21 protein-coding genes are annotated in these 24,704 nt (G+C 46.5%); 7 read left to right on the top strand and 14 right to left on the bottom strand.

Going from position 1 to position 24,704, the window contains the following annotated elements; genetic code table 11:
• Positions 1-42 precede the first annotated feature (42 nt).
• Together C2U41_RS08765 and C2U41_RS08760 are read left to right on the top strand one after the other, a co-directional pair.
• Positions 43-3,327 (top strand): type I restriction endonuclease subunit R, encoded by a 3,285-nt coding sequence (locus tag C2U41_RS08765; RefSeq protein ID WP_001077330.1) that lies wholly within the window; start codon positions 43-45, stop codon positions 3,325-3,327.
• On the top strand, positions 3,324-4,079 hold the full coding sequence (locus C2U41_RS08760) for a M48 family metallopeptidase (RefSeq protein WP_001291050.1): 756 nt from the start codon (positions 3,324-3,326) through the stop codon (positions 4,077-4,079). The genes C2U41_RS08765 and C2U41_RS08760 overlap by 4 nt, the downstream gene beginning before the upstream one ends.
• A 308-nt stretch (positions 4,080-4,387) precedes the next feature.
• Here C2U41_RS08760 and C2U41_RS08755 read toward each other — a convergent pair whose 3' ends face one another.
• Positions 4,388-4,948, bottom strand: a complete 561-nt coding sequence (locus C2U41_RS08755; RefSeq protein ID WP_001088752.1) for a hypothetical protein — start codon at positions 4,946-4,948, stop codon at positions 4,388-4,390.
• Between the two features lie 96 nt (positions 4,949-5,044).
• Between C2U41_RS08755 and C2U41_RS08750 the strand changes: the two genes are divergently transcribed.
• Positions 5,045-5,377 carry a helix-turn-helix domain-containing protein gene (locus C2U41_RS08750; protein ID WP_001542728.1) on the top strand — a complete coding sequence of 111 codons (333 nt, stop codon included), beginning with the start codon at positions 5,045-5,047 and terminating at the stop codon, positions 5,375-5,377.
• Positions 5,378-5,550: 173 nt separating this feature from the next.
• On the opposite strand, the gene C2U41_RS08745 is transcribed toward C2U41_RS08750, so the two are convergent.
• Genes C2U41_RS08745 through C2U41_RS08730 form a run of 4 tightly spaced genes read right to left on the bottom strand, consistent with a single transcriptional unit; the run spans position 5,551 to position 11,737 of the window.
• Positions 5,551-6,054, bottom strand: coding sequence for a hypothetical protein (locus tag C2U41_RS08745; RefSeq protein WP_001140767.1), 504 nt, complete (start codon positions 6,052-6,054; stop codon positions 5,551-5,553).
• Positions 6,047-8,584 carry a hypothetical protein gene (locus C2U41_RS08740; protein ID WP_103849470.1) on the bottom strand — a complete coding sequence of 846 codons (2,538 nt, stop codon included), beginning with the start codon at positions 8,582-8,584 and terminating at the stop codon, positions 6,047-6,049. Before C2U41_RS08740 ends, C2U41_RS08745 begins: the two co-directional genes overlap by 8 nt.
• Complete coding sequence (locus C2U41_RS08735; protein ID WP_000169430.1) at positions 8,581-10,251, bottom strand: integrase; 1,671 nt, start codon at positions 10,249-10,251, stop codon at positions 8,581-8,583. The genes C2U41_RS08740 and C2U41_RS08735 overlap by 4 nt, the downstream gene beginning before the upstream one ends.
• Positions 10,214-11,737: a site-specific integrase gene (locus tag C2U41_RS08730; protein ID WP_000331940.1), complete on the bottom strand. Its 1,524-nt coding sequence runs from the start codon at positions 11,735-11,737 to the stop codon at positions 10,214-10,216. Before C2U41_RS08730 ends, C2U41_RS08735 begins: the two co-directional genes overlap by 38 nt.
• Positions 11,738-12,001: 264 nt before the next feature.
• Between C2U41_RS08730 and C2U41_RS08725 the strand changes: the two genes are divergently transcribed.
• Complete coding sequence (locus tag C2U41_RS08725; protein WP_001567368.1) at positions 12,002-13,405, top strand: ISNCY-like element ISKpn21 family transposase; 1,404 nt, start codon at positions 12,002-12,004, stop codon at positions 13,403-13,405.
• Positions 13,406-13,433: 28 nt separating this feature from the next.
• Here the strand turns inward: C2U41_RS08725 and C2U41_RS08720 are convergent, their stop codons facing one another.
• On the bottom strand, positions 13,434-14,066 hold the full coding sequence (locus C2U41_RS08720; protein ID WP_001567369.1) for a DUF6904 family protein: 633 nt from the start codon (positions 14,064-14,066) through the stop codon (positions 13,434-13,436).
• A gap of 218 nt (positions 14,067-14,284) precedes the next feature.
• Here C2U41_RS08720 and C2U41_RS08715 point away from each other — a divergent pair, with 218 nt between their 5' ends.
• Complete coding sequence (locus tag C2U41_RS08715) at positions 14,285-15,688, top strand: ISNCY-like element ISKpn21 family transposase (protein WP_001567368.1); 1,404 nt, start codon at positions 14,285-14,287, stop codon at positions 15,686-15,688.
• Positions 15,689-15,716: 28 nt separating this feature from the next.
• Here the strand turns inward: C2U41_RS08715 and C2U41_RS08710 are convergent, their stop codons facing one another.
• Complete coding sequence (locus tag C2U41_RS08710) at positions 15,717-16,349, bottom strand: DUF6904 family protein (RefSeq protein ID WP_001567369.1); 633 nt, start codon at positions 16,347-16,349, stop codon at positions 15,717-15,719.
• A 177-nt stretch (positions 16,350-16,526) separates the two neighbouring features.
• Complete coding sequence (locus tag C2U41_RS08705) at positions 16,527-17,060, bottom strand: GNAT family N-acetyltransferase (protein ID WP_088169100.1); 534 nt, start codon at positions 17,058-17,060, stop codon at positions 16,527-16,529.
• Between the two features lie 110 nt (positions 17,061-17,170).
• Between C2U41_RS08705 and tam the strand changes: the two genes are divergently transcribed.
• Together tam and C2U41_RS08695 are read left to right on the top strand one after the other, a co-directional pair.
• The gene (gene tam / locus C2U41_RS08700) at positions 17,171-17,929 is read left to right on the top strand and encodes a trans-aconitate 2-methyltransferase (RefSeq protein WP_060854925.1); all 759 of its coding nucleotides are present in this window, start codon (positions 17,171-17,173) and stop codon (positions 17,927-17,929) included.
• A gap of 131 nt (positions 17,930-18,060) precedes the next feature.
• Positions 18,061-18,438, top strand: coding sequence for a GFA family protein (locus C2U41_RS08695; RefSeq protein ID WP_003836296.1), 378 nt, complete (start codon positions 18,061-18,063; stop codon positions 18,436-18,438).
• Here C2U41_RS08695 and C2U41_RS08690 read toward each other — a convergent pair.
• From C2U41_RS08690 to C2U41_RS08665, 6 genes are all read right to left on the bottom strand, one after another.
• Positions 18,435-19,349, bottom strand: coding sequence for a bestrophin family protein (locus tag C2U41_RS08690; protein WP_103848921.1), 915 nt, complete (start codon positions 19,347-19,349; stop codon positions 18,435-18,437). The two genes, C2U41_RS08695 and C2U41_RS08690, sit on opposite strands and share 4 nt — an antisense overlap.
• A 215-nt stretch (positions 19,350-19,564) precedes the next feature.
• Positions 19,565-21,016, bottom strand: a complete 1,452-nt coding sequence (locus C2U41_RS08685; protein ID WP_071687332.1) for a tagaturonate reductase — start codon at positions 21,014-21,016, stop codon at positions 19,565-19,567.
• A gap of 106 nt (positions 21,017-21,122) precedes the next feature.
• The gene (locus C2U41_RS08680; RefSeq protein WP_103848920.1) at positions 21,123-21,650 is read right to left on the bottom strand and encodes a GNAT family N-acetyltransferase; all 528 of its coding nucleotides are present in this window, start codon (positions 21,648-21,650) and stop codon (positions 21,123-21,125) included.
• Positions 21,651-21,730: 80 nt separating this feature from the next.
• On the bottom strand, positions 21,731-22,090 hold the full coding sequence (locus tag C2U41_RS08675; protein WP_003836300.1) for a DUF4186 domain-containing protein: 360 nt from the start codon (positions 22,088-22,090) through the stop codon (positions 21,731-21,733).
• Positions 22,090-23,016: a glutaminase B gene (gene glsB / locus C2U41_RS08670; RefSeq protein WP_003032436.1), complete on the bottom strand. Its 927-nt coding sequence runs from the start codon at positions 23,014-23,016 to the stop codon at positions 22,090-22,092. The genes C2U41_RS08675 and glsB overlap by 1 nt, the downstream gene beginning before the upstream one ends.
• Before the next feature lie 62 nt (positions 23,017-23,078).
• Positions 23,079-24,656, bottom strand: coding sequence for a methyl-accepting chemotaxis protein (locus tag C2U41_RS08665; protein ID WP_103848919.1), 1,578 nt, complete (start codon positions 24,654-24,656; stop codon positions 23,079-23,081).
• Between the last annotated feature and the right edge of the window lie 48 nt (positions 24,657-24,704).

Genomic DNA, 24,704 nt, shown 5'->3' with positions numbered 1-24,704 from the left:
TGTGACCAGTAGCGAGTAGCGCCAGAAAGAAAAGGATTAATGATGAACCAGACGTACACGCCAAAATTCCAGGAAGAATACAGCGCCAAAATTCCGGCACTGACGTTACTGACCAGCCTCGGCTGGACGTTTTTATCCCCGAAACAGATTATGGATTACCGGGGCTATAAACAGGATGAGGTGGTGCTGCGTCCGGTTCTGCGTGAAGAGCTTTCGAAGCGTTCCTTTATGGCGGGTGGCAAAATCTGCCAGTTATCGGAAAAGGCGCTGGATAACCTGATATCGCAGGTCTGTTCTCCGGCGCTGAATGAAGGACTGCTGAAAGCCAATGAGCGGATGTATAACCATCTGCTCTACGGTATCGCCGTCACGGAGTTTGTCGATGGCAAGAAGGTGAACCCCACCATTGCGCTGATTGACTGGGAACATCCGGAAAATAACCAGTTTCACTTTACCGAAGAATTTACGGTATTGCGGTCAGGCGGTGTCGAAACCCGCAGACCGGATATTGTCTGCTTTGTGAATGGTATCCCGCTGGCAGTCATTGAAGCGAAAAGCCCGGCAGGTCACGGTAAGAAAGGGCCAACCATTGACGAAGGGATATCTCAGAGTATCCGCAACCAGTTCAACGATGAAATCCCGCAGCTGTTTGCCTATAGCCAGCTATTGCTTTCGATTAACGGGCATGACGGTCGCTACGGTACCTGCCATACGCCAATGAAATTCTGGGCGGCATGGCGGGAAGAAGATATTACGGATGCGCAGATGTATGCTCTGCGCAACCATCCGTTATCGACTGAACAGATTCATGCGTTATTTGATCATCGTCCGTCAGCCGATCTCAACTGGTATCAGCAGTTAATCGCCGGGGGTGAACTGGCCGTTAGTGGACAGGACAAACTGCTCATCAGTCTGCTTTCGCCGGAACGTCTGCTGGAGATGACGCGCTTTTTCACCCTGTTTGATAAAAAGACCGGGAAGATTGTCGCCCGCTATCAGCAGGTGTTCGGCATTAAAAGACTACTGGAACGCATCAGTACCCGTAGATCAGACGGCGGCAGGGAAGGTGGTGTCATCTGGCATACCACGGGTTCCGGTAAATCTTATACCATGGTGTTCCTCAGTAAGGCGCTGATTCTTCATGACAGCCTGAAGCAGTGTCGTATTGTGGTGGTGACGGACCGTATCGATCTTGAAGAACAGCTCAGCGGTACCTTTGCTTCCGGCGGCGAGTTGGTCGGGAAAAAAGACAAAGCCAATGCAATGGCGACATCCGGGCAGATGTTGGCGGAACAGATTGGCTCCGGTAAAGAACGTATTATCTTCACCCTGATCCAGAAATTTAATTCAGCGACAAAACTTCCTGAATGCGTCAATACCAGCCCCGACATCATCGTACTGATTGATGAAGGACACCGCAGCCAGGGTGGCGAAAACCATGTGCGTATGAAACTGGCCCTGCCGAATGCTGCTTTTGTGGCATTTACCGGTACACCTTTGCTGAAAGAAGATAAGACCACCAATAAATTCGGGCCGATTGTCCACGCTTATACCATGCAGCGAGCGGTAGAAGATCAGGCGGTGACGCCTCTGCTTTACGAGGAACGTATTCCTGATCTTGAGGTAAACGACCGGGCAATAGATGCATGGTTTGATCGTATTACCGATGGGTTAAGCGAAGCGCAAAAAGCCGACCTTAAGCGTAAATATGCCCGTAAGGGTGAGGTTTATAGTGCAGATGACCGCATCCGGCTGATTGCATTAGATATCGCCATGCACTTCTCGAAGAATATTGATGAGGGGCTGAAAGGCCAACTTGCCTGCGACAGCAAGATTTCCGCCATCAAATATAAAAAGTATCTTGATGAAGCCGGGTTGTTTGAGTCAGCTGTCGTTATCAGCCCGCCGGATACCCGGGAAGGGAACACCGAGGTGGATGAAAGCAAACTGCCGGAAGTGACGAAATGGTGGAAGGATAATGTCGGCACGCAGGATGAGTCTGTGTATACCCGTAATATCATTAGCCGCTTCGATACCGATGATAAGCTTAAATTGTTGATCGTCGTTGATAAATTGCTCACCGGGTTTGATGAACCGAAGAATACCGTGCTGTATATCGACAAACCTCTTAAGTCCCATAATCTTATCCAGGCGATTGCCCGGGTGAACCGACTGCATCCACTGAAAAAGTTTGGTCTGCTGATTGATTATCGCGGCATTTTGGCTGAACTGGACACGACTATCGGTAAATATCAGGATCTTGCCTCCCGAACTCAGGGAGGATATGACATCAAGGATATTGATGGGCTGTACAGCGCCATGAGCTCTGAATACAAGCGTCTGCCGCATCTGTATAACCAGTTGTGGGCCATATTTGCCGGTGTTAAAAACAAGAATGATACTGAGCAGTTACGTGCAGTTCTGGTGCCTAAAATGGAAGAACGTGACGGAGAGATGGTCGATATCCATCAGAAAACCCGTGATGATTTCTTCGAGGTGTTAACGGCCTTTGCCGGATGCCTGAAAGTAGCGCTGCAGTCCGCCACCTTCTTCACCGACAAGAGCTTTACGGAACAAGACCGAAATATCTATAAAGAAACCGTAAAACAGATGTCCAGCCTGCGCCAGTGGGCGATGCAGGTCAGTGGTGAGCAGGTCAATTATGACGACTACGCTGAACAGGTGAAAAAACTGCTGAATAAGCATGTTACTGGTGTCGCGGTTCGTGAACCGGATGGCGTATATGAAGTGGGCAAGATGGGTAAAACTGAAAAGCCGGAAGAGTGGGATAACAACAAAACCCGCAATGAGACCGACATCATTAAAACCCGCGTCACGAAGATGATTGAACATGAACTGTGCGACGATCCCTATGCTCAGGAGGCATTCTCAAAACTCCTGCGTATGGTTATTGAAGAGACTGAAAAACTGTTCGACCATCCGCTGAAGCAATATCTCCTTTTCCGCGAGTTTGAGGCGCAGGTGGAAGCCCGCAAACTCAGCGACATCCCGGATGCGCTGGCCGTAAACAAACATGCGCAGGCATACTACGGAGTATTTAAAAAAGAGCTACCTGAGGTTTTCGCGGTAAACGATGATCAGGTTCAGCATAAATGGACGAAGCTGGCTTTCGAAGTGGACACTATTATTGTCAAAGCGGTTGCGGAAAATTCCCTCAATCCTCAGGATATCGAGAAAGCCGTTAAGACAAGCCTGTTGCCGCGACTGTTTACTGCCTGTCGAGAGATCGGTGCTGGAATGAACCAGGTAAACCGTATCGTTGAAACCATCATACAGATCCTGCGCGTTGGTTTGATGAAATCATGAGTGAGAAAAAGTCACTATCTATGAATGCTGTACGTTTTGTTTATGGTGATGAAACCATCGTGGTTCAGTGTGTACCACGGCAGGTTGTTAAAGGCAGGATACTTATCAAGGTTCATCCGGACTGCCGGGTAGTCGCATCTGTACCACCCGGAACGCCGGAGCTGGATGTGATATCTGCGCTGAAAAAGCGAGGGCGCTGGATATACCAGCAACTACGCGACTTCAGGGAGCAACAAACGCATATCGTTCCGCGTCAGTATGTGAGTGGCGAAAGCCATTACTATCTTGGCAAACAATACCAGTTGAAAGTAACAGAAGATGCTGCTGTTACGCAAAAAGTGAAAATGTTGCGGGGCCGTCTGGAAGTCACCGTCAGACACAAATCCGCTGAACGCGTTAAGGCGGTGCTGGTTGAGTGGTATCGGGAACGCGCCAGAGATGTGTTTCAACGCAGACTGGATTTACTGATACCGCAAACCTTATGGGTAAGTGAGCGTCCTCCGATACGTTTACGAGCCATGCAGACGCAATGGGGAAACTGTTCTGCAAAAGGCTGCCTGACACTTAACCCGTGGCTGGTAAAGGCTTCCTCGGAATGCATCGACTATGTATTGCTCCATGAGTTATGCCATGTCGCTGAGCACAATCACAGCGAGAAATTTTACCGGCTGATGGGGCAGGTTATGCCGGGTTGGGAAAAGGTAAAAAAACGCCTGGACGGGATAGCCGGGATGCTGTTGGCTGATATGTAGTTATTCAGGACGGGTCACCGATAATAAAAAAGCCCTTTACCGAATGTTTGCTTTGCTTCATCCCGAGCGGAATTTTACAAACCTATAACCAACTATCATTTCGGTAACTAATAAACAGAGAGTACTGAACTTCATTAAGGAGTTGCATCCGGGACTGGCTGACATTATATTTATATACGTCTAGCATATAGGGGTGTCGCTGTTAATCTCATTTTAATGAGGCTTGTCAGTGCATGAAGGGAGAGGGCGGGCTCGGCTTTGCCCTCTCTTTTTCATGACTCCATTTATCTTCAAATACTTGTTAAAATTCATTGCGTTACTGCAAGAGATTGATTAATAATTCCAATTAATGTATTTATTTTTTCATTTATCTTGATGTGTTTTTTCTCTTGTTCAAGAGAAAGCTTCCTGAATTCATTTTCCCTGCTCGGCACAGCAACTATCAATTCTTCATAAATCTCCTTTGCTCCTGATACTTTCGCCAACTCACTGCTGTATTTTTCAATAAGAGACTTTATTTGGATATTTACATTTCTGTGTTCATGGTTGGTAGCACTTGAAACAAGTTGACAGGAAGACTTTGGGGTTGCCTCAATTAATTCCACGCATTCTGTTGCGATATTAAATTCTGATGTGACTGAGTATAAATATTGATACACGCCTGTTTTTCTTACTTTGTTTAATAATCCTTTTCTAACCAGGGATTGAATTTGGTTATAAGCAAAAGCTTTTGCCTTTAAATAATTTTTCGGAAGTGAAAATCGCTCGATAAGAATTTTTGCTACTTCGTTACTGGTGAAGTTATCTTTGCCAATTAAGATGATTGCAGAAAATATGTACGACTCAGGGTTGGTTACTCGACTATTCATATGACAAAACAAGGCTGTTAACTTAGGATTGCTAAGTATACAACAATGACAGATACTTAGACAATCTAAGCATTCGAGGCCAATGAAGATGAATCAGTGTCTGAAAAAAATCCAATACCAGAACGACTTAAGGAAGCGAGATGCAGGGCGGGTTTATCACAGCGCTCTCTGGGTCTCCTTGTTGGCTTTGATCCCGCATCGGCTAGCAGTCGTATGAATCATTATGAGAAAGGACGCCATGTCCCCGATATTGATACGCTTCGACGAATGGCGGCAGAGTTAAACGTACCGTTGAACTATTTTTTTTGTGATGATCAGACAACAGCAGAACTTGCATTACTCATCTCCCGAATGACAGAGGAAGAGCGAAGTAACCTTATCGAAGCACTCAAAACGTCTTCAGGTGTAAAACATGGTGGTAACAACTGATGTTCTACAAAAGGCTATTGATCTTTTAGAAGGTAATAAAGTGCAGCATTAAACTGGTGTAAAGAGCCAAATCGCCATTAGAATGGAAGACTCCCTTCGACATAAAGGACATAGAAGAGGGAGTATTGATAATTAGCGCGCTAATTTTACGAATAGAGTAGGGCGTTTACTCATTAGCTCATTCTTGAATTTCTTTTGCGCTCAGCAAGTTCTCGAATGAGATCGTCTGCAAGCATGTCCTCAACTTTGATAGGAGTTGCGTTGTCGATATACTCAATGATGTCGGCGAGCGCCAGTACATTTCGTTCATATTTAGCTTTCAATGCTATAATTTCAGCATCAAGACGATTTGCCTTACTTATATAAGCAGCGCCGGTTCGCCCCATAGCCAATTTAGCCTTTTCATCTGTTGTCAACTCTCGTTTACCATCTTCATAGTTGTTATGCTGGCGAAGCCTGTAATTATTGATGATAATTTTTCGAGAGGTGAGGGTACTAATGCCACCTTTAACTATTCCTTTGGCTTTAAGACGGGCATGTAACGTGGATGGCTGAATTGGGGATTTTTCCAGTCCCTCTTGCACCATGGCTTGTAGCTCGGCTTTGATGTAAGCATCAAGTTCCTTACCCTGAATGACTTTATCGTCTGCATTGCGACTGCGTGGGGTCTTAGCCATTATTATTTCTCTCTATACGTTTCTGTTCAATAAAGAAAAGATCAGCTAGGGTTTTTGGGGTTTTGCCAATTAGCATTTGTTTATTAATTCGCTCAATAACTTTATATAATGGGTTGTTCAGATCATCAGAAAACAGGGAAACCAGTTTTTTCTCGCCTTGAACCTTTATAGCATCAGCTTCAAGAGCCTCGAGCACGATGAGAGCTTCTTCCTGTTCTTTTAAAGCCAGCATGAAGCCTGGATTCACTATAGTCAACTTACGGAGTTGAATGATTTCTTTTCGCTTGTTTGATAAACGTCGTGATGCTTCTTCCGCTTCGCCAAGACGACCTGTAAGAGTGAAGTAGCCACAAGGTAGACCAGACTGACACTTAAGCGCATGAGGACAACCCCAGCGAGCTACATCTCTCGTACAGGCTCCAAATCCAAGAGGATGCAGTTTTGCATGGCGTTGAAGCAGTGATTTCGCCTTATCAGCCAAATTTTGTTGTACTAACTTGTCATGTGCACGTTTTAGTTCAGGCAGAAACTTATCGGACATTGTGCCAGTTATATAGTCCACAACCTCAGCAGTTGTTTCACCAAAAGTCTGCATGTTCTGCTTCAGATTATGCTCGGTATTGAGCTCAGGATTTATCATTAGTGAGGTTGTTAATTTAACGTTTCCAACACCTGTGTTTTTTACCGTCTTGGAAGACCGTGATAGAGCTGCCATTCTGCGGCTAACCTCAGTTCTGGGGGAGGGTAGGTTGACCGGAATGCAGGGCTTCTGCTGCGTAGTAAAGAGTGATAGCTGGAAACTCTTCGTGAGAGCTTGATTGTTCTCATCATAAGCCTTTTCCAGCATATTGATTGCTAGAGAAGCGGTCTGATAGGACTGTGATTCGGCCTGATGCTGATAGTGTTTATTCTGGGTGATATCAACACGCCCCATTAGGATGGCCTGAATATGATCCGTCACTCCAGCGATTGCCAAGAATGTATTTATGTTATGTCTCGGTACATGCTTTTTGATAATGACACGGGACCCATCATCTTCAAAAAGATTAAAGTGATCAAAGATAGATTTTCGGTTTTGTGTTCCGCCTAACCAAGCTTCTATTGAGTTTTCATCAAGTGGGAAAATATGTTGCAATGAAACAAAATCTTTACCAATTCCAAATGCACCTTCCGGCATGATGAACATCAGGTCTTCATAATTGAAGTGTTCCCAGTCACCATTGTTTTTGGCTGAAATTATGCACTGGTGCCCAGGCTCAAAGTTTTTTGCTTGAGCGTAACGCTGATAGACATAATCATTCAACTGTTCTTTAGTGAAGTACCAGCTGTTCTTCTCTTTATGAACGGGTATTACCTTAGGTTTATGTCCGCTAAAGTTCGCAATGGAATTCCGAATACTCTTTCCAAGATCATTCCTGGAGCCACCAGAACCACTAAACATGATGTCTTCAAGATAATTTTGCTCAATCCATTCATCAGGAAAATCAGCGATCTTACCTGGGAGCATATTAGTGAAATTAGAATCTCTGAAGCCCTGAATCGTTTTACGGAACCCAGAGGTCAATTCTCGAACAGATTTATAAATCATCTCAACGACAGAATAAGTGCTTGGCGCCAGCCAATGGATCCGCCATCCAGCCTTTTTTGCACCAAGATACTCAATACCCAACCTGTAAGTAGGCCAGTCTTGATCTATTGCGTGCTGACGTTTATCTTTATCCGTAATTTCTCGCTTAACCAAAGAAGTCATTTTCAGCAACATTATTTCCTGGAAACGGAAACCGCAAATAATTGTGAGTAACAACATATTGTAAAAGATACGCTGATAACTATTCTCAGCTAAAGCGATCAACTCAATAACACACATAAATGCACGGATTGATATGAGTCTTTCATCATCAGTTTGATCAGGGGTGGCTTCTTGCGCTTTCTTCCTTTCTTTAGTGCTGTTAGAACCATTTCGATAAGGATACTTATTTTTGACTTCAATATTAACTAAGAAAAGATCATATTGACGTAGTAAAGCAATGGCCTTTACTGCAATATCGCAATAGTCACTGACATTATCAGGACTGTCAGAATTCTCATGATGCCGCTCCATCGCTGCATGAATAATATCGGAAGTCAGATACATTGGATGCGTTTGACCTGTTTTATTTACCATTTCCCAATACCAGCGCTTCATGACCTGTAATGGTTTGTCTAGTGTAGAACCTGATGGTAATCCGCCAATGATACACACCAGATGCATGTGATAAGCTCGCATAAAATCCTGAAATTCCGAAGAAATATTCATTTGTGAGAGCCCCTTAATACGACTAGAAACTTCGTCCCACTTAAAGCCGCGATCTTTTGTTTCTTTAAGCCATGCAACACCTTTCTCACCAAAACGCCAGGAACCGGCATTCCACTCCAGTTGTCCAACAGCATTGTAGGCAACAAGACGCTCTTCAAATTTTGCTTTATATTTCTCTATATAAATAAGAAGATTATCCGCCTGTTTATTACGTATTGTTATTTGTGTAGTCATCGATTAAATAGTCCTCCGGCCTTTGCCATTTCAATGCGAGCCATAACCTGATTTACATGCTCTTTCCGCCGCACTAATTCCTTGAGAAGTGGATGATTTAAAATGCCAGCATCATCGGCAACATCACGAACATTTTGGATTTCATCATTCAGCGAAAGAAATACTTTTTTGTGGTTTCCATCTATAAATGGTTTGAAATACAGGCAACCGTAACATCCACGACCCTGTGCAAAGGGGCAAATGTCTTCTTCATAATTACATCCACCGAGATGGTAATGAAGTTGCCCACCAATTGACCCTGCAACATTGCGACCTTCCCATTCGCTGCTGTGAACTAAATTCCCAGTCAACATGAGTGCCATCATGTTCTTAAACACAGGGTTGCGACCCAAAGCTGCCTCACGAATATCAGCCAGCTCAGGGGTGGCTGCAATGTATCGATCTGCAACAACATAAGAGGATTGTCCCAATATATAAGCTATCTCAGGAGCACTGGCACCACTCATTGCCATTGAGTGACCAACGTTGTGACGAAAGAGGCTTGCGGTATATACAGGTAGTTGATAATCATCGTTTTTTACTGCCTCCTGAATCTCTTGTGGTGAAAATCTGAAAAGCATTTTCTTTAATGACGCTTCCACCATCTTCATTGAAGATACTATGATGGAAAACATCGGGTCGGTATCACCAATTCCAACTAGGTACTTATACAGTAAGATTAACTTTCCAAGTTCTTCCGGAATTGCAACTCGAACTCGATCGATAGTTAGTTTTGACTTTTTGGCATATGGCACAAGTACTGAATAACGCATCCCGTACTTATTCTCGGTATCAACGATAAAATCGCCTCCGGAAAGTTTACCGATCTGTACAGGTCTGGCCCCAATGTAATAAACTATGCCAATAATAATGCAGTCCCGTAATGTATCAATTTTAATGGTTTTCCTTACAGTTTCCAGATGAATGTTTTTATTTTCTTCAACATCAATTTTTGGACATAGCTTAGATGCCCAACGTTGAATGCCATTTTCTATCATTAGGCATACTTCTTCTGGTATAACGAGGTCTAGGTTTTGGTAGCGAGCCCAGTTATTGTTCCTAGGGCGTGGCACTTCCAGCAATAGATCTTCCAGCTCATCACTGTCATCCTTACTTTCGAAGAATCCATTACGATCAAGTTTTCGTAATGCATAGAGGGTGTAATAGAACTGACTGCTGTCTGAGTGATTTCGCTCAGTCTTCGCAACTAGCATTTGCATTTTTTCAATAAGGCTTTCGCGAGTGATAACCTCAATTTGTTTGAAAGTTGTTGCGACAAACTGAGCAAATTTATCAGCAACACTTGCCGAGTTCTCATTAATGTACGCGATCGTTAAGTATTTCAAGAGCTTGAGTGAAACTGGTGATAAATCACAAAAGTATTTACCAGTAGAGAATAATATAGCCAAATTATTACCTGAGAATCTGTAACGCCAATCATCATGTAGATATAAATATCGGTCATCAAATTCTGTTGCACTTATTAAAAACAATCGTTTAGGGAGCTGAATATTTTCAATCCATTCAAGCTGTTCTTTTGTAAAGTGAAGGGGATGGGTTTTAAAAAAACCACCCCCGGTGATACCGCTCTCAGTTGAATAGATCTTTGAATGTGAAGTCTTCGTCATAAACATTATCTTCTAGCAAGTTGGAGGTTTTTCTTTGCGAAATGTTTGTTTCTGGGGAAGCTAAATGCATATCTGAATGTTTCGTACGCTTATAGTTGCTCTGGTTACTCACCACTTCAATAAACCGCTTGGCATATCTTAATGGAACTTTACTGGTCAGTGACCAGCCGCCTAAAGCACGAAGTTGTTCAATAGCTGGTTCAAGTACTCCATTCATCCTTGCTCGAATACCATAGTCTTGCGCCAGTATTAGTGATTCACTCAGGAGACTATTGTAAATAAACTCAAGAGTGATATTAGCCCAAGTATGCCGCCCAACGTGTGGTGTTATATTAACCATATTATTAATATTTTTATTACTTTTCGTACGATAATGAGGGAATAGGGCAATGAATGCCGGATCAATTTTTTCCTTATAAAATGTTCGAATTGCATCGTAAGTTAATGGAGTTAACCTACCTGAGCCTTTAATAAAAACAAACTCATGGTCAACAATTTTTTTCTCTTCAAATAATGGGGACCGATATTGCTCCATATAAATGGTAAACATAATGAAGTCATCTTCGGTTAGTTCGATTTGTCGCTGTGAATGCTCAGTCTTGAGTGAAGGTTGTTGTTTCCTTGGGTCAACTACATCATCTGGTAGATTTTGTACAATCAGGATGAAACGAATGTTACCTCGTGAGTCTGGAAGGGTTGGCCCCACGCAATCCTTCATCAACAATTGAACTTCACCAACACGTAAGCCATAGTTAAACATTAACCGGTGAATAAGGTAGTTACGGTATTGTTGAAATCCTGAATCGAATGGGTTTTGGGGATTAACCACGGCCGTGAATAGTTCGCCGGTCTCGATATCTGAAAATTCAGGAGTGGAGGGGATTAACATGTTCGTTAGTTCGATACTTTGCTGGCTGGTGATACTTTTGTATCGGTGAGCTGGTTCGTTCCTGGATACTTCAACTCTATTGAAGACCTTAATTCTGGCAGCGAGATCTCTATGGTTCGCCTGGTTAATCTGGTGAGCTTCAGTAGGTGACATATCTTGGTATGCCAGATTCATATATCTATAGTTGAGATACTTAAGGAATCGGCCAACGTTTCTGACGTGGTTACCATAGGTGGACTTGTTGGTTCTGGAGAGTGCCGAATGTAAAAACCCGTTAGAGATTATGTCGGTCTCGTCACTCAGGTGCTGCTTCCCGAGCAGATAAGTAAAGAAGCCATCAAGCTCCCTGATAAAACAGGAGATATTGTAGCCAGACCGATAGAAATCGTAGTCAAATGTTTGTTTATGCTTCTTATAGTAATAGACGTAAAAGAAACGCAGCGAACACAAAATGTTTTCTTGAGTCCCTAGGCTTTTCTTGCTCAGTTCATTCATTCCATAAATTGTGGCGAACATGACCGGTAGGGTAGTCACATCATCAACTATGAGATGAGTTCTCTGGTTGTTCCTCGATAAATGTAAGATGGTATATGCCATGAACTTAGCGGATGCCCCGTAATTTTTGTGTTATGAAGTCATCGTAAGTCCACAACTAAACTTTGGCAACTGACTGATTCATCGGTAAGTTCCTGAAAGAGAGGGACTCATGAACTTAAGAGCAAACCCACCATATTTAACATAATATACATTATGCGCACTAATATTGTAATGGCTCAATAGTAATGTCCGCCTGTGGCTCAATTCAGATGTCCGCGCTATGGTAAGCTTCACTGGTCCGTTTAAACTACCGGGAGGCATATCATGAGCGCAGAAAGCTCAGGAGTGTTTACTTTGAAAGAGATCAACCGGATCAAGATTATACAGGACGTCATTGAACGTCGCATCACAACGCGCCGTGCGGCCGAGCACCTCGGTATCAGCGACAGGCAATGCCGCAGACTTCTTGCCCGTTACCGTGAAGGCGGACCGCTTGGTATGGCCAGCAGACGATGTGGCATGCGTGGTAACCGCCAGTTGCCACCCGGGCTCGCAGATCAGGCTCTGGAACTGATCAAGACGCGTTATGCTGATTTCGGTCCGACTCTGGCGCGTGAAAAGCTCGAAGAACTCCACGGACTGTTTCTTGGCAAAGAAACTGTCCGGCGCATCATGGTGCGGGCTGGCTTATGGGTTCCCCGTAAACAACGTGCCGCAAGGATCCCTCAACCACGGTACCGGCGTCCGTGTACTGGTGAGCTGATACAAATAGATGGCTGTGATCACGACTGGTTTGAAGGCCGTGGCCCGGCCTGCACCGCGCTGGTCTATGTTGATGATGCAACCAGCAAACTGATGGAACTGTTGTTTGTTAAATCGGAGTCCACGTTTTCTTACTTCGAAGCCACGCGGCGCTATATCGATAAGCATGGTAAACCGCTGGCACTGTACAGCGATAAAGCCGGTGTTTTTCGTGTTAACAATAAACACGCCACAGGCGGAGACGGGCATACTCAGTTTGGGCGAGCCATGCATGAACTGAACATCCAGACTATCTGTGCAGAAACCAGTCCCGCCAAAGGGCGTGTAGAACGAGCTCACCTCACTTTACAGGATCGTCTGGTCAAAGAGCTGCGGTTACAGGGCATTTGTTCAATGGAGGCTGCAAATGACTTCGCTGAGGCCTATATGGCTGACTATAACCGCCGTTTTGGCAAAGTACCGCGACATGATTTTGACGTACACCGTGCTGTAGAACATGATGAGGACCTGGGGCTTATTTTCACTGTTCGTGAAAAACGTAAAGTCTCAAAATCGTTGACGATACAATATGATAAAATGTTGTACCTGATTGAAGACAGCGAACTGAGTCGCCGTGCAATAGGTAAATATATCGATGTGTATCACTATCCTGATGGCAGAAAAGAGCTGCGCCTGAACGGTACGCTACTTCCCTACTCTACCTACGACCGACTGTCAGAAATCGACCAGGGCGCGATTGTCGATAACAAGCGTCTTGGCCGAACCCTGGAGTTTATCAGTCTGGTGCAGAGCAAGCGGGATAACACGCGCTCTCAGTCAATTCCCGCTGGAGATGGCCCTTCCCGACGACGGCCAAAGCAGGAAGGGAAGAAATCCCAGCGCTCACTGGATAATGATGACATGCTCGAAGCACTCAAACAGCTTCAGTCACGTTCAGAGGACATTTTTGGTAAAAGAGCCCGCTGATGGTACTCACTGGCCGGACAGTGGTTGCTCACCAGTTGATATTGTCCGGCCAGACCCATGATGTATTATTCATTTCGTTCAGCATCTTTATGTCCTGCTTTTCACGGGCATACTTACCCCATAATGAATGAAAAGAACGAACAATACTGATTAACTGCTTTTTTCTTTGCTCCGGAGATAGGCTGATAAAATAGCAGCACCTGCTGTCAATATTATCCTCAATGAAATTAAAATCAGAGTCTGATGCATATTTTACTGTTAGCATAATATCATTCGACGTTGTTCTCTCAGACTCTGTTAATGCTGATTCTATCAGGTATTCAAAGGCATACATGACAGACAGCTGGTTTTTGTCTGTCTGAATATAACCCATTGAGTTTCTGAGTATTGAGGACTGTACCAGGACCAGAGGCCATAAAAGCTCAACACCATAAAGCTTATATGTATCATGTTGATCATACTGATGTTGCTCAACACGACGATTACCTTCCCGTGCTTTACGAATATCATAGGCAAGGGATAACATAAATCCGTCTTTAACTTTAATCAGTGGGCTTTCATCCACGATGTAATGAATGAGTTCATGTAATTCATTCAGGGCTTCTGAATCTCCCCACAGTATAAAACCTGCATTGTTCGGCGTTAACTCGTATCGAAGCATGGGCTCAATCATCCTGTTGTTTCAGTCGGAGGAAAGTCTATCAGTAAAGAGAATGAGAGATCAAAGTGGTCATTTTAATTGAGCTGGATAACGGACATTTCAATTGAGCCTTGACAAATATTGTAATGGCTCAATAGTAATGTCCGCCTGTGGCTCAATTCAGATGTCCGCGCTATGGTAAGCTTCACTGGTCCGTTTAAACTACCGGGAGGCATATCATGAGCGCAGAAAGCTCAGGAGTGTTTACTTTGAAAGAGATCAACCGGATCAAGATTATACAGGACGTCATTGAACGTCGCATCACAACGCGCCGTGCGGCCGAGCACCTCGGTATCAGCGACAGGCAATGCCGCAGACTTCTTGCCCGTTACCGTGAAGGCGGACCGCTTGGTATGGCCAGCAGACGATGTGGCATGCGTGGTAACCGCCAGTTGCCACCCGGGCTCGCAGATCAGGCTCTGGAACTGATCAAGACGCGTTATGCTGATTTCGGTCCGACTCTGGCGCGTGAAAAGCTCGAAGAACTCCACGGACTGTTTCTTGGCAAAGAAACTGTCCGGCGCATCATGGTGCGGGCTGGCTTATGGGTTCCCCGTAAACAACGTGCCGCAAGGATCCCTCAACCACGGTACCGGCGTCCGTGTACTGGTGAGCTGATACAAATAGATGGCTGTGATCACGACTGGTTTGAAGGCCGTGGCCCGGCCTGCACCGCGCTGGTCTATGTTGATGATGCAACCAGCAAACTGATGGAACTGTTGTTTGTTAAATCGGAGTCCACGTTTTCTTACTTCGAAGCCACGCGGCGCTATATCGATAAGCATGGTAAACCGCTGGCACTGTACAGCGATAAAGCCGGTGTTTTTCGTGTTAACAATAAACACGCCACAGGCGGAGACGGGCATACTCAGTTTGGGCGAGCCATGCATGAACTGAACATCCAGACTATCTGTGCAGAAACCAGTCCCGCCAAAGGGCGTGTAGAACGAGCTCACCTCACTTTACAGGATCGTCTGGTCAAAGAGCTGCGGTTACAGGGCATTTGTTCAATGGAGGCTGCAAATGACTTCGCTGAGGCCTATATGGCTGACTATAACCGCCGTTTTGGCAAAGTACCGCGACATGATTTTGACGTACACCGTGCTGTAGAACATGATGAGGACCTGGGGCTTATTTTCACTGTTCGTGAAAAACGTAAAGTCTCAAAATCGTTGACGATACAATATGATAAAATGTTGTACCTGATTGAAGACAGCGAACTGAGTCGCCGTGCAATAGGTAAATATATCGATGTGTATCACTATCCTGATGGCAGAAAAGAGCTGCGCCTGAACGGTACGCTACTTCCCTACTCTACCTACGACCGACTGTCAGAAATCGACCAGGGCGCGATTGTCGATAACAAGCGTCTTGGCCGAACCCTGGAGTTTATCAGTCTGGTGCAGAGCAAGCGGGATAACACGCGCTCTCAGTCAATTCCCGCTGGAGATGGCCCTTCCCGACGACGGCCAAAGCAGGAAGGGAAGAAATCCCAGCGCTCACTGGATAATGATGACATGCTCGAAGCACTCAAACAGCTTCAGTCACGTTCAGAGGACATTTTTGGTAAAAGAGCCCGCTGATGGTACTCACTGGCCGGACAGTGGTTGCTCACCAGTTGATATTGTCCGGCCAGACCCATGATGTATTATTCATTTCGTTCAGCATCTTTATGTCCTGCTTTTCACGGGCATACTTACCCCATAATGAATGAAAAGAACGAACAATACTGATTAACTGCTTTTTTCTTTGCTCCGGAGATAGGCTGATAAAATAGCAGCACCTGCTGTCAATATTATCCTCAATGAAATTAAAATCAGAGTCTGATGCATATTTTACTGTTAGCATAATATCATTCGACGTTGTTCTCTCAGACTCTGTTAATGCTGATTCTATCAGGTATTCAAAGGCATACATGACAGACAGCTGGTTTTTGTCTGTCTGAATATAACCCATTGAGTTTCTGAGTATTGAGGACTGTACCAGGACCAGAGGCCATAAAAGCTCAACACCATAAAGCTTATATGTATCATGTTGATCATACTGATGTTGCTCAACACGACGATTACCTTCCCGTGCTTTACGAATATCATAGGCAAGGGATAACATAAATCCGTCTTTAACTTTAATCAGTGGGCTTTCATCCACGATGTAATGAATGAGTTCATGTAATTCATTCAGGGCTTCTGAATCTCCCCACAGTATAAAACCTGCATTGTTCGGCGTTAACTCGTATCGAAGCATGGGCTCAATCATCCTGTTGTTTCAGTCGGAGGAAAGTCTATCAGTAAAGAGAATGAGAGATCAAAGTGGTCATTTTAATTGAGCTGGATAACGGACATTTCAATTGAGCCTTGACAAATATGGAGTAAGAAAGAACCTGAGTTTTTTTGGTCGTCCTTGTGCAGCTGAAACATAGTGTTAAACGGCGCTGCTGCGTATCAGACGATACAGGACATGTTGTGCTAATCGATGATCTGGCGGCAACGCGGGATGCACAAACTCTTCTGCTTTACTCATGCCAAGGCGTATCATCAGGTTCTCAGACGGTTTGTTCAGCACCGAAGTAAAAGAAACCACCTCAGTTAACGCCAGTTCCTCGAAAGCAAAAGTCAGGCAGGCTTCGGCAGCTTCCAATGCTAACCCCTGATGCCAGAATGATTTCGCAAGACGCCAGCCTATTTCAGTACAGGGTGAAAAATGAAACTTATCAGGTTGTGGATGTAAACCTACGCAGCCCACAAACTGGTGTGTTTCTTGTAGTTCAACGGCCCAAAATCCCCAGCCGCGCTCTGTAATGCCTTCCTGGAGTCTTGCGGCAAGATTGTCGCTTTCCGTCCGTAGCAATGGAGCCGGAAAAAAACGCATCACATCGGAATCGGTATTTAACGCGGCGAATGGCGCTCTGTCTTTCGCTTCCCACTGACGGAGAATCAGTCTCGATGTTTCCAGCATAAATCTGCCCTTATCATTCATTTTCATATAATCTTCTAAAAGAAGCTGCTCATCGGCAAGGACTAATGAAGCCCCTTTCCGCCTTTTCTTCTTATACTGGAGATTCATACATGGCCGACTGGAACCCTTCGCTTTATTTGCAATATAAAACTGAACGTTCAAGACCCGCAGCGGAATTACTTAGCAGAGTGGCGTTAGAAAGTGTTCGTTCAGTTGTCGATCTTGGCTGTGGCCCGGGAAACAGTACAGCATTACTGCATCAGCGCTGGCCTTCAGCTCAAATAACTGGGGTTGATACCTCACCCGCGATGCTGAATGAAGCGCGCAACACATTACCAAAATGCCATTTTATTGAAGCGGATATCAGTACGTTTCAGGCAGAGCATCCCGTGGATCTGCTTTATGCAAATGCGTCGTTACAGTGGGTACCCGATCACTATGAATTATTCCCGCACCTGGTCTCACAACTGAGTCACAATGGCGTTCTGGCCGTGCAAATGCCAGATAACTGGCTGGAGCCAACGCATGTATTGATGCGCGAAGTGGCTTATGAACAAGATTACCCAGACCGTGGCCGTGCTCTGCTTCCTGGCGTTCACGCCTACTATGATATTTTGACCGAAGCGGGTTGTGATGTAGATATCTGGCGTACAACGTATTATCACATTATGGATTCGCATCAGGCAATTATCGACTGGGTAAGCTCAACGGGCCTGCGCCCCTGGTTGCAGGATTTGAGCGAAAGCGAGCAACGTCATTACCTGGCGCGCTACCATGAACTGCTCCAGGAACAATATCCGTTGCAGGAGAACGGCAAAATTTTACTGGCATTTCCGCGATTGTTTATTGTTGCCAGACGCAATAGTTAAGCGTTTATCATCTGGCAGATCACAGGAATAAACTATCAGCCATGCGTACCCTCGCCTTTTTATCATAAGGATCTAGTGGCTATGTCTGGCTTCTGCTAGTGTCTTGCAATATGTTTCTGACGGGGGTTGTTATGTCTAAAGTCTACATTGGTGGGTGTCTGTGTGGCTCGATCCGTTTCACAGCCAGCAGTCCTAATAATTCCCATACCTGCTCCTGCGATATATGCCGGAAACATACGGGCGCGCCTACCGTCGTCTGGATTGAGTTTGATGCAGAAAATGTAGAATGGACGGGAAAAGCCGGAAAACCGAAAACCTGGCGCTCATCAGAAACGACCAGTCGGGCCTTTTGCCCTCAGTGCGGCAGTTCCGTGGGCGCCATCGATGACGCCCCGGTCATTGCGCTTTTAGCCGGTGCTTTTGACGATCCTAACGATGAAGACCTTGCACCGGAGTTTCATTCGTTTTCCGATATGCAGCCCGCGTGGTGGCAAAACGAACGTCGCTAAGTGAGTTGATAGTGCTTATCCGGCATATGCTTTGCTGGCACATTTGTTTCATCATTCATTTGCAGCAAATCGATTTCGATTGCATTGCAAATCGCATCCAGCGGCAGATCGTTGTTCTCAGTGCCAAACGGATCTTCAAGCTCTTCTGCAAGCGTGTCGAGCGAAATAAAAGTATAGGAAATAAGCACTGAAATAAACGGTGTCATGTAGTGCAGATCGACCACCAATGCAAATGGCAACATGATACAAAACAGGTACACAGTACGATGAAGGATCAAGGTATAAGCAAACGGCACCGGGGTATTAGCAATCCGCTCACAACCGGCCAGTACTGCAGACATATCATTTAACCTATTGTTTAAACTGTGAAATAATATGTCAGACAGTTGACCATTACGTCTGCGTACGGCCAACCACTCGCCCATCAGCAACAAGATGCGGTTTGCCGGTGATTGTGCGGCAAATACCGTTTGCAAATCTTTCTCGCTAAGATATTTCGCTAACGGCTTCGCCTGTGGGTTTCGACGTAACGTCATGCGTAAACAGTGAGCAAATGCAATTTGCAGACGCACAAACTGTCCCAGTTCTGCATCGTCAGGTAACGTGGTTTTTACCTCACGCAGAAGCGATTGGGAAGCAATCATCAACTGCCCCCACAGGTGTCGGGCCTCAACGTAACGTGAATAGCAGGCGTTATTGCGAAACCCCAGAAAAATAGCTATCGCCACGCCGAGAATGCTGAACGGCGCAAGGGTAAACTTAATGCCCAGCATCGTATACCAGGGCAACATGATAATAACGGCGATGGAAAGCAGGAAGTTCAGCAGCAGACGTGAAAAAATCTTGGATAATACGGAACCGTGCCAGACGAATATCAGGCGCATCCAGTGTTGTTGGGGACGAACGATCATGGTTATCTTCGGGAAAATGTGAAATCCGTCACATTAGACGCGATAGCGATCAATGTTGCAAGTTAATCGCAACATTATCCCAACAACTTTTGCCCTGCTCAAAACGAAGCCGCACGGAAGTTACAGACTGGGTTAATGACATAAATAATACAGTATGTTGTAACTAATTTATATCCAGAAAAAACCCGGCCTGAGCCGGGTTGTCGGTAGTCGTCTTAGCACAGTGGCTTAACGGCTTCCCGCATACCTTTTGCCAGGATGGCATCCAGATCGGCAGAAACTTGCTCCACCAGCCCAGAAACCTGGGTCAGGTCTTGCTCCCAATGTTCTTTGACCGCCAGTACAGTACGCACCAACGCCTCAGTACTTATCTGGCGATCGCGATGTTGGCTCCACAGTTGTTGGAAACGTTCAATCCAGGGCGCATCATCCTGGACCGGATAAGACTCACCGTTACGCTCCCCGCGGTAGAACGCAATCAACGCCGCCAGCGCAAACGTCAGACGTGCGGGCAATTGACCGCTGGCCTGTTGCCCGGCCAGCAGTTGCGGCAATATGCGGGTACGGAATTTAGTCATGCCGTTCAGGGCAATCGACAACAACTGATGCTTGATGTACGGGTTGCAGAAACGCCCCGTCACCGCACTGGCAAAAGACGCCAGCTCATCGCGCGGTAAATCCAGTACCGGAATGATTTCTTCATAAATAGCTTTTTCAACGAAGGCGCAAATTTCTGCGTCATTCATCGCCTCGCCCACGGTGTCCAACCCTGCCTGCCAGGCAACAGGAACCAGCGCAGTGTGAGCACCGTTGAGAATCGCCACTTTGCGCTCTTTGTACGGTTTGATGTCATCCACAATCAGGACATTCAGCGGATACTTATCCAGACGTAGTTCTGCGGCTAATGACTTCGGTCCCTGAATAACAAACAGATAGAAGTGTTCTGCCGTGTCGAGGAAAGCATCATGATAGCCCAGGTCAGCTTCGAGCTTAGCTACCTCATCACGCGGATAGCCGGTAACAATACGGTCCACCAGCGTAGAGCAAAATGCATTGGCCTGATCCAGCCACTGAATAAACGCTTCCGGCAGCATCCATTCCTGAGCGTAGCGCAGAACCAGTTCACGCAGCGCATCACCGTTATAATCAATCAGTTCGCACGGGATGATAATCCAGCCTTTATCCAATGCGCCGTTAAAATAGCTGAAGCGTTCGAACAGCAGACGCGTCAGTTTAGCCGGATAACTTACCGCTGGCGCGTCGTCAAACTTATCGCCCGCGTGGTAACTGATACCTGCTTCCGTGGTGTTAGAGAACACAAAACGCATGTCAGGATTATGTGCCAGCTTCAGGAACTCATCGTATTCGCTATAGACGCTGATTTCACGGTTAACTGAACGAATTAGACGAGCATCGCTGACAGCCTCGCCCTTCTCATTCAAACCACGAATGATAGTAGTATAGAGGCCATCCTGCGTACTCAGCGATGGCGGGAAGGTACTTTCGATAGGACGAACAATGACCACACCAGCGTTCAGATCGGTATGTTCGTTCAGCAGATCAACCTGCCAGTCTACAAAGGCGCGCAGGAAGTTTCCTTCACCAAACTGAATAATGCGTTCAGGATACTGAGCACCGGGGAAATCGCGACGATTTAGTGTTTGCACAATGGGTTCCCTTTATGATTAGTCATACAACCTGATTGAATTGGTCCAATAGGTTAGCAAACTTTAATACATTGAAACCCTGTTTTGATCAATCCCCGGCGACAAATTAGAGCGTTTTATAGAAAAGTGTGGTCCCGGTCAGCGTCCCATCGGGCATTTGGGCATAGTCAGGTATCACCCCTACCTTTTTCCACCCGCAATTGTGGTAGAACAACTCCGCGCCACTGCCCGTCGCCGTATCAAGTACCAGCAGTGTTTTACCTTGTTGACGCGCGTAACTTCCCAGTTCGGTCATCAATTCACGAGCCAGGCCACCGCGTCGCGCTGAGGGGTGAACCAGCAGTTTGGCAACATCAGCACGATGAGGTTGATTTTCAGGTTGATCGATAATGAGTTGGACGGTACCGACAAGCGCCCCCTGCGCGTTCTGCGTACCAAGAACGATCCGTTCTCCGCGAGAAACACTTTGCGCGACGTTCATCCAGAAAGGCTCTGATTTTTCGCGATTAAAGGGCAGCATAAAACTGATGGAGGCGCCGTCATTGACGCACCGCTCAAGAACATCGCTGAGCTCGTCGATTCGCGACAGAATCTGTGCCGCACTCAGCACAAAGCAGGGTTTACCGGAAGCCATGATTTCTCCTTAGATTGACCCCTTCATACTGCTTTTAACAATTACACAACACAAGGGGTCATATCATAGGATAATGTTATCTATGGCTTGTTCATCTGAAGCACTAACCAGTGATAAATAACCGTGACAACGTAACGTTTTTGTTCATCATTTAGCGCTACGCCCTGAGGTATATCATGCCATTTCGCCAGACACCCTCTACAGCACGTTGCCGTAGCATGTTGAGCGATAAATACCGGGTGACCACGCATGGGAGTCTGTTTACCATCATTGGCGGGAAACGCAGGCGCCAGTCGTTTAGCAATAAAATCCGCAGCATGTTGTTCGATAACCGGCGCCCCTTTATCCAGACAATACTGCCTTTCTTTCTGACCAAGACGAAACCGTGAGCGAAACGTTGATTTCGCCAACCGGGCAAAAAGAGGATCGAGCGTATTCATCAGTAAACCGAACGCCCCAGCTGTTGTGTTAATTGCTCCAGCACGGCGATACCGGCCAGTGAATTTCCCGCCGGGTCCAGTTCCGGACTCCAGACAGCAATCGCCATCTCGTGAGGCACGATCGCCACGATGCCGCCACCCACACCAGATTTCGCCGGAAGCCCGACCCGCCAGGCAAACTCCCCTGCGTTCTGATACATGCCGCTGGTCGCCATTAGCGCATTGATCTGCCGGGCCTGCATCGGCGTCACCACGGGTTCCGCAAGATGAAAGGCATGCCCTTGATTTGCCAAAAAGACAAAGGTTCGCGCCAACTCCACACAGCTCATTTTTAGCGCGCAGTAGTGAAAGTAATTCTGCAAAACGGTGGTCACGTCATGGTGAAAATTGCCGAAGGATTTCATCAGCCAGGCAATTGCGGCATTACGCGCCGAGTGTTCAAACTCTGATCGCGCGACCGTCGCATCATAAGCGATATCCGAAACACCGCTTAACGCCCGTACCACTTCCAGCATCCGTTGACGCGGTGCGCTTAGACGCCCTTGCAACATATCGCAAACCACCAGCGCCCCGGCGTTAATAAAGGGATTGCGAGGGATACCCTGCTCCATTTCCAGCTGCACCAGGGAGTTAAAAGGATGGCCAGAAGGATCTTTGCCGACACGCTGCCAAATCTCCTCTTCCTGATAGTGACGCATTGCCACGACCAGGCTGAGCACCTTTGAAATCGACTGAATAGAAAAACGTTCTTGCGCATCTCCCGCCTGATAGTGCTGTCCATCAACGGTACAGATAGCAATACCCAGTTTTGAACCGTCGACAGAGGCTAATGCCGGAATATAATCAGCAACTTTACCCTGACCAATCAGCGGACGAACCTGCTGCACAATGGTCTCTAAAATTGAATTGTCCATGGCCCTGGCCACAACATGCTCCTTGCTCGCAGGTATGAAAGGCCTGCGAGTATAACAGAGCTGAATACGCAGCGTCAGGCCGGAAGGCGGAATCTGGCCACGGCCTGCATAAGCTGGCGGGATTCATGGTGTAGCTGCAAGGAAGAGTCAGATGCAGCATTCACCAGTTCGCTGGTTTGCCGGGCTTCGCCGTTCAGGACATGCAGCTTTCGAGTCAACTGGTGAATATTGTTCCCTTGATTTAAGGTTGCAGTCGAAATGTCGTTCAGCAACGCGCCAAGATTCTCAACCAGTGCGATAACCTGCTGCAAATTCTTATCCAGCCCGTTAACCGCGTGAAAGCCCTCTTCAATGCCCTGTAACGAGTGTTTAATCAGTGTCTGAATGTTTTGCGTAGACTGACCGCTTTTTCGCGCCAGCAGCCCAACTTCTTTCGCAACCACGGCAAACCCGCGCCCTTGCTCCCCGGCATGTGCTGCCTCGATTGCCGCGTTAAGAGCCAGGATATTTGTCTGAAATGCAATATTATTGATAAGCGTTGTAATACCTCGCATTTCAGACGAACGTGTCACAATCGCCTGCATTGACGTATTTACCGTCGCCATCATTCGGTCCCCGCCTGCCGCAACATCTCGCGCCTGCACAGCGCGTTGATTCGCCAGTTCAGCAAAGCCACTGTTATCCTCAACATGCATTTCCAGCAACGAAATATGCGATGTCACGCTGCTTAACTCTTCACTTTGTTTCGCCGACTGCTGATATAGCTGTTTATTGTTCTGCGCAAGTTCGTTGATATTTTCTACCATTGCAGTGGTGGCATCGTTCACCTGCTGCACCAGCGCGCAGAGACCTTGCTGCATTGCAGCAATACGCGAACTTAATTGCGTCACTTCCCGGTTAAACTGACTTACCTGCGGGGCCGGGCGAGACAGGTCCCCCGCTGCTAAAATATCGATATGATCGATCAGCCGTCGCAGTGGCATAATCACCCAACGGGACATACTGCGCCAGACCAGAAAGGCGATAACCACCAGCACGAGAGGAATAAACAAAAATAGATTCTGTAAACGCTCAAGACTGGTCAACAGCTGCTGACGCCCAACTTCCGCATGTCGCCCACTGTGCTGCTGAAAGCGCGCGTAATTAGCGTTAAAGTCCGTCTGAAAGGCCTGCACGGGTACGGCAAAAAACGCATCAATGGAACCGGACTGCATCAGCCCATCCGCCTGCTCCTGAATACCGCTATAAAAACGCTGATAGCTCTCCGTTAGATCCGGATCCGGCTGCGGTTTCATATCCCGCCAGGCATCCCATGCACTTTTTGACTGCGCCAGCGCCCGGTATGCCTCTTCCATTAACGGACGCCAACTCCCGTCCGAACCGGTGGCGGCATCCTGCATAAAATAAACTCCCGCACGGTTAAGTAAATCGCTGGCAGATAATAACGCCACCCGCGCTTCATCAACCTTCGCCTGCTGTATAAGCGCGAGTTGATTACGTCCTTCATTATGCTGTGCGCCGCTGACTGAGGCCGAAAGCATTAAGGAGGACGCGACCTGCAAAATAGAGAACAGCGCAATAATGCAAAAAATGCCGGTTAACAGACCAAACTGACGGGGTATAAGACGACGGAAAATTTGCGTTATGTTCATATTACTCATCTGTATCAAAGCGTTAGACGCGAGTGTACGGAGAGTAAA

Source organism: Citrobacter freundii complex sp. CFNIH4 (assembly GCF_002934505.1).
GTDB classification, from domain to species: Bacteria; Pseudomonadota; Gammaproteobacteria; order Enterobacterales; family Enterobacteriaceae; genus Citrobacter; species Citrobacter freundii.
This window is presented reverse-complemented; position numbering and strand designations above follow the sequence as displayed.

Excerpts from the sequence above, each read along its gene's own strand:
- C2U41_RS08760 (WP_001291050.1), top strand. The coding sequence starts at position 3,324 with ATGAGTGAGAAAAAGTCACTATCTATGAATGCTGTACGTTTTGTTTAT.
- C2U41_RS08730 (WP_000331940.1), bottom strand. The coding sequence starts at position 11,737 with ATGGCATATACCATCTTACATTTATCGAGGAACAACCAGAGAACTCAT.
- C2U41_RS08665 (WP_103848919.1), bottom strand. The coding sequence starts at position 24,656 with ATGAACATAACGCAAATTTTCCGTCGTCTTATACCCCGTCAGTTTGGT.
- C2U41_RS08720 (WP_001567369.1), bottom strand. The coding sequence starts at position 14,066 with ATGCTTCGATACGAGTTAACGCCGAACAATGCAGGTTTTATACTGTGG.
- C2U41_RS08695 (WP_003836296.1), top strand. The coding sequence starts at position 18,061 with ATGTCTAAAGTCTACATTGGTGGGTGTCTGTGTGGCTCGATCCGTTTC.
- C2U41_RS08675 (WP_003836300.1), bottom strand. The coding sequence starts at position 22,090 with ATGAATACGCTCGATCCTCTTTTTGCCCGGTTGGCGAAATCAACGTTT.
- C2U41_RS08740 (WP_103849470.1), bottom strand. The coding sequence starts at position 8,584 with ATGACTACACAAATAACAATACGTAATAAACAGGCGGATAATCTTCTT.
- tam (WP_060854925.1), top strand. The coding sequence starts at position 17,171 with ATGGCCGACTGGAACCCTTCGCTTTATTTGCAATATAAAACTGAACGT.
- C2U41_RS08705 (WP_088169100.1), bottom strand. The coding sequence starts at position 17,060 with ATGCTGGAAACATCGAGACTGATTCTCCGTCAGTGGGAAGCGAAAGAC.
- C2U41_RS08725 (WP_001567368.1), top strand. The coding sequence starts at position 12,002 with ATGAGCGCAGAAAGCTCAGGAGTGTTTACTTTGAAAGAGATCAACCGG.
- C2U41_RS08715 (WP_001567368.1), top strand. The coding sequence starts at position 14,285 with ATGAGCGCAGAAAGCTCAGGAGTGTTTACTTTGAAAGAGATCAACCGG.
- C2U41_RS08745 (WP_001140767.1), bottom strand. The coding sequence starts at position 6,054 with ATGGCTAAGACCCCACGCAGTCGCAATGCAGACGATAAAGTCATTCAG.
- C2U41_RS08710 (WP_001567369.1), bottom strand. The coding sequence starts at position 16,349 with ATGCTTCGATACGAGTTAACGCCGAACAATGCAGGTTTTATACTGTGG.
- C2U41_RS08690 (WP_103848921.1), bottom strand. The coding sequence starts at position 19,349 with ATGATCGTTCGTCCCCAACAACACTGGATGCGCCTGATATTCGTCTGG.
- C2U41_RS08680 (WP_103848920.1), bottom strand. The coding sequence starts at position 21,650 with ATGGCTTCCGGTAAACCCTGCTTTGTGCTGAGTGCGGCACAGATTCTG.
- C2U41_RS08765 (WP_001077330.1), top strand. The coding sequence starts at position 43 with ATGAACCAGACGTACACGCCAAAATTCCAGGAAGAATACAGCGCCAAA.
- C2U41_RS08735 (WP_000169430.1), bottom strand. The coding sequence starts at position 10,251 with ATGACGAAGACTTCACATTCAAAGATCTATTCAACTGAGAGCGGTATC.
- C2U41_RS08755 (WP_001088752.1), bottom strand. The coding sequence starts at position 4,948 with ATGAATAGTCGAGTAACCAACCCTGAGTCGTACATATTTTCTGCAATC.